This window comes from Nocardia sp. NBC_00511 (assembly GCF_045161165.1).
Taxonomy (GTDB): domain Bacteria; phylum Actinomycetota; class Actinomycetes; order Mycobacteriales; family Mycobacteriaceae; genus Nocardia.
Genome location: NZ_CP107849.1, coordinates 2,228,425 through 2,239,305 on the forward strand (window position 1 = coordinate 2,228,425; position 10,881 = coordinate 2,239,305).

Below are 10,881 nucleotides of genomic sequence, written 5' to 3' on the forward strand. Positions count from 1 at the left end.
TGGGCGGTAGCGGTGGAATGGCGTGCACGGCGGGCAGGGTCAGACCATCGGCAGCGGGTTGCGGCTGAGCGGATCGATGGTTTCGTGGACTTCCCAGTGCTCGGCCAGTTTGCCGTCGGCCAGCCGGTACAGGCTCGCGACCGCCACCGCCTCGCCAGTGGGCCCATCGATCAGATAGGTGCCGTGTACAACGACGGTGTGCTCATCGGCGATGATTCGCCGCACGTCGAATTGCACGTGGGGCTTGGTCTGATGGAGGCCCCTGCCGTAATTCAGCAGCCGTTCGGAACCGCTGCCGGTGCTATCCGGAGCCGCATGCTGGTTGTGTTCGATGTAATCGGGGTCGACATAGAGCTCGACGGCGCGATACGGATTCTTCTCCGCATAGAACAATTCGGTGAAATGCTGTGCGATGCGGCGGTTCTCCTCGGCGGCGGACATTCTCTCACCTCTCATCGAATGAATCAGAAGGCGATGACATTGAAGTGCGCGCCGGCGGGGTCGGCCAGGCGGGCGCCGAACCCGGTGCCGACCGGGACGTTGTAGACGGGGCGGACTACCGTCGCGCCCAGCGCCACCGCGCGGTCGAGGGCCTGCTGCGCGTCGGCCACCAGGAAGGCGACCTCCCAGCGGGAGTGGGTCACCTCGGCGGGCAGTTCGAAGACGCCGCCGCGGGGGTGGTCTTCGTCGTGGATTGTGGTGAACCTGGATCCCGGGGTAGCGGACTGGTTTTCGGTGTGCAGGTCGAAGGTCGTCGTCAGGAACTGCAGGGTGACAGGCCAATCGACGGTCTCGATCTCCGTCCACACCGGGGTACCGAGGCCGGCGGGCGCGGTCTTGGCGTCATCCCCGGCCTGCACGATGCCGATCGCTGAGTCGACCGGATCGGTGATAACGGCGATCTCTCCGATTTCCGGGATCGGCAGGACCGAGCGTAGCACCGAACCCTGATTGCCCTGCGCCGCTGCAATTGTCGCGGGGGCGTCCTCGGTGGACAGATAGGTCAGCCAGCCGTTCTGCTGCGTGGTGTCCGCGCTGCGCTCGAGCACTCCGGCGACCGGCAGTCCCTCCTTGCGGAAGAGGATGTATTGCCCGAAGTCCGTGGGACCGATCGGTTCCGCGGACCAGTCGAAGAGCTGCATATAGAACTCGATCGTCTTGGCGGGCTCGGCAGTGGTGACGTCGAACCAAGCGGGTAATCCGAACATGGCAATTCTCCTCGGGTGAATCTCTCCTGGGTGTAAGGGGTTTGGCGGTGGTGCGCCGGACCGCTAGCGCGGTTGGCCGGCCGGGTCGGCAACGTGCTGTTCCAGATAGCCCGCGACCAATTCGAGTTCTGCCTCCGTGTACAGGGTCTGGCGGGCCGCGTTGGCCGAGCGCAATTCCCGATACCGGCTCTCGAAATCGGCGAGCCGGTCCGTATCGAGCTCGAGGCTGACCTTGCGCCGGTCGGCCGGGTCGGAGACCCGGCGCAGGAAACCCGCCGCCTCGAGCCGATCCAGCACCCGGGTTGTGGTGCTGGAGGGCAGTCCGGTCATCTCGGTGATGTCACCGGGTGTGGCCGGGCCGTCCGGGAGGGACATGAGGTTGAGAACTTGCAGGTCGACCAGGCGCAGGCCCAACTGCCGCGCGATCGAATCGTTGACGAAGACCGCACGGGCAATGAGCTGCCGGATGCTGATCTGGATTCGAGCCGTGGCATCGGTGCGCTTCGACATTCCCACCTCAATCTCTCCGATTCAGGACTATCCCGTTTCGGGAAGTTCCCTATTCAGAGCATACTCATAGCGCAGCGAAAGGGAACGAGAGCTGCCTCACAGATCCTCCGGCGCGGGCCGCAGCATCAGCAGTCTTTCGAGAGCTCGCGGCAGATACCAGTTCCAGCGGCCCATCAGCGACACCGTCGCCGGTAGCAGTAGTGAGCGAATCACTGTGGCGTCCAGCAGAATTCCCAAACCCAGCCCGACAGCCATGACCTTCTGATCGGTGCCGGGGCCGGTGGACAGCGCCGCGAAGGACAGGAACAGGATCAGCGCGGCGCTGGTCACCAGGCGCCCGACCCGGCTCAGCCCCGCGATCACGGCTTGATCGGTGGATCCGGAGCGGCGGTACTCCTCCTGTATGCGGGCGAGGAGGAAAACCTCGTAATCCATCGAGAGACCGAACAGGAACGCGAAGACCATCGGCGGGATCCACACCGCGACCGCATGGGTGGCGGAAATGCCGTAGATCAGTTCGGAGCCGACGCCGTCCTGCCAGAACAGCACCATCGCGCCGATCGCTGCCGCGAGTGAAAGCAGGTTCATCACCACGGCTTTGAGCGGCAGCAGCAGTGAGCGGAAGGCTCGCACCAGCAGCAGATAGGTCAGCAGCGACAGCACCAGCAGCACCAGTGGGAAGTTGTCGTACACGGCGTGCTGGAAGTCGGTCTGCGCGGTGCCGACGCCGGTCACGCCGATGACCCCGTCCACTGCTGCGGCTCGGTCCTGTACCTGCTCGACCACCGCGACCGTGCGCTGATTCACGGTCTGTTCGCGCGGTATGGCCAGCAGCATCGTCACCGGCGGCCCGTCTCCCGACAGCGGCCGGTTGAGATGCACGTCGCCGGCCTCGGCGACCACCACGTGCGTGAGCCCGTCGATCCCCGTCAGTGCGGCGGCGACCGCGGGCGCCCGATCGGTACGGGCGAGGATCTCGATCGGAGACAGGGTGCCGGCGGGAACGCCACTGTGCTGCAAGGCGGCGTAGGTCTCGTACGCAGGTCCGTTCTGCGCCAGCGAATCCGCCGACGAGAAACCGATATTCGCATGGGCGAACGGAACCATCAGCAGACCGAGCACCATGAGTGCTGTCGCCGCCGAGATCCACCGCCGTCGCACCACGAACGCGGTCCAGCGCGCCCAGCGGACCCCGGCGGGACGGTGCAGACCCCGGTTGTCCAGCCACGGCCCGGCCACACTGAGAATCGCCGGGATGAGAGTGATGGTCGCCAGCACCGTCACCAGCGGAATGAGCGCGCCCGCGATACCGATGCCGCGCAGGAACGGCACCGGCAGAATCACCAGCGACAACAATCCGATGGCGACTGTGATGCCGCTGTGCACCACCGCGGTGCCGGCGGTGCGCAGTGCGGTCACGATGGCGGCGTCATTGTCGAGTCCGCGCCCACGCTCCTCTCGCCAGCGTGTCACCACCAGTAGTGAGTAGTCGATGCCGATACCGAGCCCCACCAGGGAGATCAGATACTGCACGATGAACGAATAATCGCTGAGGTAGGTCAACGGCAAGAGCAACAGGAGAGCCCCGGGGATCGACACCGAGGCGATGATCATGGGCAGCACCGCCAGTCGCGAGCCGAAGACGAAGGCCAGCACCAGCAGTGCGCCGCCGCCGGCGACGAGCAGCTCCAGGATCACCCCCAGTCCGATGCCGCTGCCCTGGCTCGCGGCCAGCACGTCGGTGCCGGTCATGCCCAGTGTGGCGCCGACCGGCAGCAGCGGGGTGATCGCCGCGCCGACCGTAGCGGCCGGTGTGGCCGGGGTGGGGGTGCGGGTGATCGGATAGAACACATACGCCAGGGCGGTGCGCTCATCGGCGGTGCCGAATGCCGTCCGATCCGCGCTGTCGACGGTGTTGTAGGCGTCGAACACCTGCACCGGCTGGTCGTACATGCGCACTGCGGACAGCGATCCGAACGCCGACTTCAGTTCTGCGGCATGGTCTCCCACGCGCTGGCCTCCGGGCAGGGTGACGCTCACGATCAGCGGGGAACTGTTCTGACCCGCGGTGCCGAAGGTCGAGATCACCGCATGGGAGGCGGTGTCGCCGGGTTGCCCCGGCAGCGAGAAGTCGACGGTGAGGCGACCGGTGGTGAAGGTCGCCAGCGCACCGCCGGCGATCAACACCAGCAGCCAGACGGCGATGACCCGCCAGCGGTATTTCAGCGCCGCCTGGGCGATTTTCTGCACGGTGGTGGGCCCTTCTCGGTGCGGGGGATCAGGACGATGTCGCGGTGGGTGCGCGCCGCCCGGTGACGGTGCCGGTGCCCGGGACGATGCGTGCCCGCACGGTCCCGGACAATTCGTCGCCCTCGATGGTGGTGGTGAAGATGAGATTGAGCCGCATAGGATTTCGGATCGACTGATGCCAGATGAGTGAATCGCCGCAGACCTCGACCTTCGACAGTGGCGCCAGCTCACCGGATTTCGGATGCCGGGCGTTGCCGGTGACCGAACCGTCGGAGGCAGTGGTGAATTCGACGATCGCGGTCTGACGGCCGATCTGCGAGTCGATGGTCAAGGTCCAGGTTCCGTCGAGTGTCATGCTCGAATATCCTTTCGGCGCAAGGGAAGTGGGGGTTTCGCGGTGGGAATGTTCAGGCTCTCGTGCAGCGACTCGATGTGTTCGCCGAAGCCCAGGCGGCGCGGCGTGCGGTCATCCAGGCGCAGGGTGAGGGTGAGGCAGTCGTAGCGGGCCCCGTTCTCGCGGTGCCAGCCGGGCAGGTAGGCGCTGGCGGTGAAGCTCCTGCCGGTCGCGTCCGGCGTGCAGAGTTCGGCGATGACCGCCCGCTTGTCCGCGAGCACGTACACGGTGAGGTGATCCACGCGGGACGATGCGTGGTCGAGGACTTCGTGCAGCAGTCGCCGCACGTCGGCCGGGCTTCGGGCCTCTATCCCGGCGATGACCGCCGCGTGACTGGGTTCGAACAGCGAGAAGGCGATGCGGCCGTGCTCGGATTCGTGCAGGTACTCAGCCGAGTGCACGGCCGCGATTCGCTCCGGATAGGGACCGTCCTCCGTCCGGCCGACCATCGCCCGCAATTCGGCATCGACGAGACTGTCCGCGACCACCAGCGGGTGCGGCGGCAGCATCCGAAGCGGCGGATACTCAGGGTTGAAAGAGACGCCGATCAGGTGCTCTTCCCGGTCCTCGCCGACGCGGTGCATACCGCCGTCGGTGCCGGTCCAGTGAATGGTGTGGTCGATCCGCTCGAACAGGTAGCGTGACCGCTCGCTGCGGGCGTAGCCGTAGATCAGCTCGTTCTCCGGACGCGCCGCGGCGTCCGCCACGGTGGCTTCGAAGAGTACGGCGAAATTGCCGCGACCGGCGTACTCCAGCCGGACCGCCGCGCGCCCGAGCTCGCAGGTGCCATTGACCGAATCAGGCACGGCGACACTGGATCCCACCACGGCGTCGTCCGCTGTCGCCAGGAACCAGGAGTAGTCGCGCTCGGACAGGACGGTGCGGATCAGTGCTGGGTCGGTGCATTCGAGGATGGGATAATTGCCCCCGTACACGCGGTCGTACAGGTCGGCGATGCCCTCGGCATCGGCGGGGGCGGCGCGGCGGAATTGCAGTGGTGCCGTCGAGGTATCGGCGGAATTGGGCTGAACAGACATGGCCTGGGCTCCTATTCCGTTGTCGCCGGGTAGATATCGAGGTGCAGGGCGAGCGGCCGGCGCGGTGTGAGTACCAGGTCGGCGGTCACCGGTCCGGCGACCGCGCGGAACACGATGGCCAGTGGCGCGTCGGCATCGGTGATCAGCACCCTGCGGAAATCCGCCATCTGAGTCTCGATTTCGGCGCGTTCCCCGGTGGTGAACACCTCGCCCTCGGGCCCGCTGAGCATTTCGGCCTCGAACATCAGCGAGGTGGTGGGATGCACGCCGACGCCGAGCACGGTGGCCGCGAGCCACATTCGCTGCAGGGCGCGCCCGGCCTCCACGAAATCGCGGCGGGTGGTACCGGCGGCGGTGATCGCGCCCACCGCGGAGGCGCCCGCCGCCCAGGTGCGGGTGTACTCGAGCAGTCCGGCGCCCTCGCCGCGCTCGTGCAGGAACTCGGCGACCGTGGGGCGGCTCAGGATGCGCAGCGCGATCCGTTCGGGCAGCAGAATACCCAGATTCTCCAGCGGCACACCGTCTTCGCGGCCGGGCTCGTCCGAGCGGAAGTAGAACTCGTCGAAGGTTTCGGTATGCATTTCCGCCACGAGGGTGCGCAACCGATTGCCGATCGCCGTCCCCTCCCCGTAGACATGCTTGACCTTCTCCTCTCCGCTGAGCCACAGCCGCGCCGAGTACGGCTCGACGGCTTGGTGCAGCGCGTTGATCTCCGCGTCGGTGAGCAGGCGTCCGGCTTCTCGGGTGCGCTCGCTGTAGCGGCCGATCAATGCCGCACCGAGCGCGATTTCCGCCGCAGTGGCAGCAGACCCGTTCTCGCCGACCGTGACTCGGGTGTAGACCAGCGAATCGGCGCCCTGCGGGTCGTATTCGACCTCGGCGGAGAGTCCGCGGGCGCGCGCGGCGACCACGATGGATTCGGTGACCGCGCCCAGCACCACCCGGCGCACCGTCTCCCGGCCTTCGAAGAGCCGGTGGGTGTGCGAGCGTTCGGGCATGTGCACGACGTCGATCACGCGACCGCGCACCGCGAATCGCCACTGCTGGGTATTGCCGCCAGAGGGTGAGCGCATGGCCAGTTCGAGGATGTCGCGCACATCGGCGGGCAGCTGCTCGACCGCCGCCTCCGGCTCGGGATCCTTTGCGGCGGTGCTGGTCTCACGCGGCGTCCGGCCGATCCCGTAGGGCAGTTCGACGTGCCGGCGCACCGAGGGAACATCATGACCGAGCAGAATCGCGCGTGCCACGGTGGCCACCACCGCGCCGCCGTGATTGACCTCGGAGGCCAACTGCGGCCACGTGGTGAGCGTGGCGTCCATCTCGACCACCGACACCGCCGTGCGGTCGGAGATATCGTCGACGCCGACAATGGTGGCCATTGCCGCCAATTGCCCGTCGCGGTCCATGTTTTCGAGTTCCGCGGTGGTCAGATCACCGATCAGGCCGTGTAGCAGCGGGCGCGCCGGCTCCAGGTCGAAGCGCTCGATATCGAGCATGCCGCGGTCACTGGCCTCCATGAGCACCGGAATGCCGCGCCTGCGGGCGTGTTCGCGCGAGAGGACTTTGATCCACGGCATATCGCACTCTTCGACCAGGAGATCGACCTTGCGCCCTCCATCGAAGAAGGCGTCGATATTGAGATCGTCGATGCCGTCGTTGAAGACCTCGACCTGCAGATAGGGGTCGAGTTCGGCGATCTGGCGGGCAGCGAGGACCGCCTTGTTGACGCCGAGGTCGCAGACGTCGGCGCGCAAACGGTTCAGATTGGACAGATCCAGTTCGTCGAAGTCGGCGAGCTTGATGCCGCCGGCGCTGCGTTCGGCGGCGATGGTGAGTGCCACCGCATTACCGACCGACAGGCCGAGGATGTCGACCGTCTTCCCGGCGAGTGCGCGCTGCTCGTCGCTGGTCAGCTTGTTGCGATTGGCCGCAGTGCGGACCTCGACGAATTCGGGCTCGTCGAGGATGTGCACGAGTTTTCCCGACCACGGGTAGAACACCCACGCGCCGATCTCGTGGCGGGGCCGGCCGGCGATCAGGTCCTCGAAGACATCCGCACGCTCTCCCATGCGTCCGCGTTCGGGTGTGCGGATCTTGGCGAGATTCTCCAGCTGCAGCGTGAGCATGTCGTGCCGCGCGGCGACGACGCCGGAATGCTCCAACTCGGCCAGTGCGGTGACGTCCGCGGGCTGAGAGAGGCGGAATAGTGTTGGCGGAACATAATTGTCGACGTAGTCCGACAAGATGAGATCGGTGAATTGCATGCTTTTCCTCTGGCGTTCGGAGCCCACTTCAGGGGCGCTTCACCGCACTGCATTTGTGGTGTATGCAGGCAGCATTCATCCAGCACCTCTTTGTGCCACAAGAAATTCGGGAGAAAACGGTGGTGCGTGCGGCCGTTCAGCCGACCCCGAGTGCGGTCTCGAGCTCGGTGAGCGCCTCGCCGGTGAAGAGCGCGAGCCGTTGCAGGTGGGGGAGTCGATCCCGGTCGCCGATGAAGCCGATATTGAATCGGCTCGCCGTCGACATGGCCGTGATATTGAGCGCCTGTCCGTGCAGCACCACCGAGACGGGATACAGCTCATCGAGCCGGGCGCCGCGGAGGTACCGCGGATCGCCCGGGCCCGGCACATTGGAGATCACCAGGTGATACGGCGGACGAACCCGCCCGGCGAGCCCCAGCAGCAACTGTCCGACATAGGGGCCCTGGGTGAGCAACCCGAAGTTGTCGGAGGCCGCGTGCGGCAACCTCGCGAGTTGCTCCTTGGCCGCTGTGCTCGAGCGGTTGATGAAGGTGATGCGCTCGAGCGGGTCGGCGATATCGGTGCCGAGTTTGATGGTCAGGAATGCGATCGCATTGCTGCGATCGTCCCCCGCCATTCGCACCGAAACCGGTGCACCGCTGAGTAATCCGTGTGCAGGCAGCTCACCGAGCTCATCGAGGTAGCGGCGCAGTCCGCCCGCGCAGATCGCCAAGAAGACATCGTTCACGGTGACGCGCGCTGCGGTCGCCACCGCGCGAATACGCTCGAACTCGTAAGACTGCGTGCTGAAACGGCGATGGCGTCCGACCCGCCCGTTGAGCAGCCGGGCCGGCGGCATGGCGAACGGCACCCCGACCTCCTGCGGTGTGGGCGTGAGCGCCTCACCGATCAGCTCCGCCGTCACCGAGGCGAGCGCGCGCACCGCACCCAGTCCGGTGCGCACCGCGGCGAGTGGCCCCGGGGCGGCCCGCGCGGGCGGGAGCCTGCGCTCGGGCCGCATCTCGGACCACGGCGGTCGCACGGTCCGGTCGGCGCGGTCGCTGCTGAGGATCGCGGTGAGCCGCCGCGCGCCTTTGACGCCGTCCATCATCGAATGGTGCACCTTGAAATACAGTGCGAACCGGCCGTTTTCGAGCCCTTCGACGAGATGGCACTCCCACAGCGGTTTGGTCGGATCCAGCGGCCGCGCGTGCAGCCGGGAGATCAGCGCGCCCAGCTCCCGCTCGCCGCCCGGCGCGGGTAGCGCCGAATGCCGCAGGTGATAGTCCAGGTCGATCCGATCGTCCGGCAGCACCTGCCACGCCGGTGCGAGTGAGACCGGTCCGGAGCGGCCGAGCAGAAAATTGAAGGGCGGCGCGAAGGAATCCGAAGCGCGCAGTTCGATCATCAACTGCCGCAGGAAATCCGGCGGCGCATCCGGTGGCGGCGAGAACAGTGCGAGCACCGCCACGTGGGCTGCCACCTCGGCGGAATCGATGGCCAGGAAGGCGCGGTCCACCATGGTCAGCTGTGCGATCGTCATTCGGTTTCCCCCTCGTGACCGAAATCGGCTCACGGATTCATTTCGTATGCGCCGGAGAGGTTTTTGATCTGCTTCCACACCGAGTCGAAACGGCCGGGGTCAATCGCGGGCTTGCGTACACGCGTCAGCGCCCACTGCTGCTGTGCGGGGGTGGAGGAGGATTTGCCGTGCAGTGCAACCGCCAGTTCGGAGAAGTCCCGGACGAACACCTCGAAGAGGGTGTCGAGGATCGCGTGGTCGAAATCGGTGATGGCGGCCTGCTCGAGGATCAACTGGCCGTAGACGAGCAGCGTGAACATCTGGCCCAAGGTGAGTAGGAAGTCCAGATCGCGCTGCTGGGCGGCGTCCGGTGCGGCGGTCTCCAACAGGGTGGTGAGGCCTTCGGCCTGTTCCCGTAGCAGCGCCACATTGGGCAGATCCGCGAAGGCGTCGTAGGCCTGCCGCCAATCGGCGAATGTGACCTTGCCGAGTCCGCGGGCCGGGCCCTGCCGGAACAAAAACTCATCGTCACCGGCGTCCTTTCGGGCGGGTACCGCCGCATGCTCAGCGGGGCTGAACAAGTAGCTCGGCATGAACTTCAGTACCAGTGCCAGATTGACATGCACGGTGCCCTCGAGCTTGGTCGGCGCGAAGATGTCCCGCGAGGCGCCGTCGAAGTAGGTATCGGCCTCGAAACCCTTGGCGGCGATGACATCCCACATGGCGGCGACGGCCTTCTCCGCCTCCTGCGTCACCTTCATCTTGTTGATCGGATTGAACAGCAGATAGCGCCGGTCCTGCGGGCCGGCGGTGCGGAAGTAGTCGACGGCCCGGTCGCTGTAGAGCTTCATGCCGAACAGCCGGGCGTAGGCGTCCACGAAAGATCTACGGGCATGCGGGAACTCGGTGACCCGTTTGCCGTAGAGCACCCGATTGTGCGCATGCGTGATCGCCTCGTACAGGCAGTGCTCGGCCATCCCGATGGAGGCGAAACCGATATTGAATTTGCCCACATTGACGGTATTGAGTGCGGCGTCGAAGGCCGCCTGGCCGGTGTGCAAGACATGCTCCGCCGGCACGGGATAGCTGTTCAGTGTGAACTCGGCGACGAACATGTGCGAGTTCACGGTGTTCTTCACCAGGTCATAGTTCGGGTGCTGAGAGTCCGCGGTGAAGAAGACATACCCCTCCGGCCCGTCCACATCCGAACGGCGGCCGAAAACCGAAACCACCCGTGCCACATTGCCATTGCCGATGTAGTACTTGCCGCCCTCGGCGGTGAAACCGCCGTTTCCGTCCGGGGTGAGGATCATGTCGGTGGAGTAGATATCCGCACCGTGCGCCCGCTCGGAGAGTCCGAACGCCGCCACCGATCCGTCCCGCAGCCACTGTGCGGCCGCCGTGCGGGCCGCTGCGTTCTCGCTCTGCCACACCGGTCCGACGCCGAGGATCGAGACCTGGCCGGTGTACCAGTAGCCGAGGCCGTAGAAGGCGAGGATCTCGAACAGTTCCGAGATCCGGGCGGTGTCCCAGCGTGCCTGCGGATCGCCCGCCGCGTCCCGGGCCGGAGTCAGGAATGTCGCGAACAGACCCTCGCGCGCCTGAAACTCCAAAAAGTCTGCGTACCAAGTGCGTTCGCGATACTGCTCGAGCAACTCGCGCTTGCCTCTTGCCTCGAACCAGTCGACGGTCGCGCGCAGCAGTCAGCGGGTTTCGG

General features: G+C 66.2%; 9 protein-coding genes. All 9 read right to left on the reverse strand.

Going from position 1 to position 10,881, the window contains the following annotated elements:
* Positions 1-39: 39 nt before the first annotated feature.
* The 9 genes from OG300_RS10585 to OG300_RS10625 all read right to left on the reverse strand — a co-directional run bounded on the left by OG300_RS10585 (position 40) and on the right by OG300_RS10625 (position 10,867).
* Positions 40-456 carry a nuclear transport factor 2 family protein gene (locus tag OG300_RS10585; RefSeq protein ID WP_405494641.1) on the reverse strand — a complete coding sequence of 139 codons (417 nt, stop codon included), beginning with the start codon at positions 454-456 and terminating at the stop codon, positions 40-42.
* 8 nt (positions 457-464) lie between these two features.
* Positions 465-1,208 carry a VOC family protein gene (locus OG300_RS10590; RefSeq protein WP_405494643.1) on the reverse strand — a complete coding sequence of 248 codons (744 nt, stop codon included), beginning with the start codon at positions 1,206-1,208 and terminating at the stop codon, positions 465-467.
* Between the two features lie 63 nt (positions 1,209-1,271).
* A complete protein-coding gene (locus tag OG300_RS10595; protein WP_405494645.1) occupies positions 1,272-1,718 on the reverse strand; it encodes a MarR family winged helix-turn-helix transcriptional regulator in 447 nt (148 codons plus the stop codon).
* A gap of 96 nt (positions 1,719-1,814) precedes the next feature.
* Positions 1,815-3,968, reverse strand: coding sequence for an MMPL family transporter (locus tag OG300_RS10600; RefSeq protein ID WP_405494647.1), 2,154 nt, complete (start codon positions 3,966-3,968; stop codon positions 1,815-1,817).
* 28 nt (positions 3,969-3,996) lie between these two features.
* Positions 3,997-4,323 (reverse strand): hypothetical protein, encoded by a 327-nt coding sequence (locus tag OG300_RS10605; RefSeq protein ID WP_355118430.1) that lies wholly within the window; start codon positions 4,321-4,323, stop codon positions 3,997-3,999.
* A complete protein-coding gene (locus OG300_RS10610) occupies positions 4,320-5,399 on the reverse strand; it encodes a hypothetical protein (protein ID WP_355118428.1) in 1,080 nt (359 codons plus the stop codon). Before OG300_RS10610 ends, OG300_RS10605 begins: the two co-directional genes overlap by 4 nt.
* A gap of 11 nt (positions 5,400-5,410) precedes the next feature.
* Entirely contained in the window at positions 5,411-7,663 is a 2,253-nt protein-coding gene (locus OG300_RS10615; RefSeq protein ID WP_405494649.1) for an Rv1355c family protein, read from the reverse strand.
* A gap of 136 nt (positions 7,664-7,799) precedes the next feature.
* Positions 7,800-9,185 (reverse strand): wax ester/triacylglycerol synthase family O-acyltransferase, encoded by a 1,386-nt coding sequence (locus OG300_RS10620; protein WP_405494651.1) that lies wholly within the window; start codon positions 9,183-9,185, stop codon positions 7,800-7,802.
* Positions 9,186-9,214: 29 nt separating this feature from the next.
* Positions 9,215-10,867: an acyl-CoA dehydrogenase gene (locus OG300_RS10625; protein ID WP_405498522.1), complete on the reverse strand. Its 1,653-nt coding sequence runs from the start codon at positions 10,865-10,867 to the stop codon at positions 9,215-9,217.
* Positions 10,868-10,881 lie beyond the last annotated feature (14 nt).

Coding starts and splice junctions, on each gene's coding strand:
- OG300_RS10595 (WP_405494645.1), bottom strand. CDS start 1,718: ATGTCGAAGCGCACCGATGCCACGGCTCGAATCCAGATCAGCATCCGG.
- OG300_RS10620 (WP_405494651.1), bottom strand. CDS start 9,185: ATGACGATCGCACAGCTGACCATGGTGGACCGCGCCTTCCTGGCCATC.
- OG300_RS10590 (WP_405494643.1), bottom strand. CDS start 1,208: ATGTTCGGATTACCCGCTTGGTTCGACGTCACCACTGCCGAGCCCGCC.
- OG300_RS10605 (WP_355118430.1), bottom strand. CDS start 4,323: ATGACACTCGACGGAACCTGGACCTTGACCATCGACTCGCAGATCGGC.
- OG300_RS10610 (WP_355118428.1), bottom strand. CDS start 5,399: ATGTCTGTTCAGCCCAATTCCGCCGATACCTCGACGGCACCACTGCAA.
- OG300_RS10615 (WP_405494649.1), bottom strand. CDS start 7,663: ATGCAATTCACCGATCTCATCTTGTCGGACTACGTCGACAATTATGTT.
- OG300_RS10585 (WP_405494641.1), bottom strand. CDS start 456: ATGAGAGGTGAGAGAATGTCCGCCGCCGAGGAGAACCGCCGCATCGCA.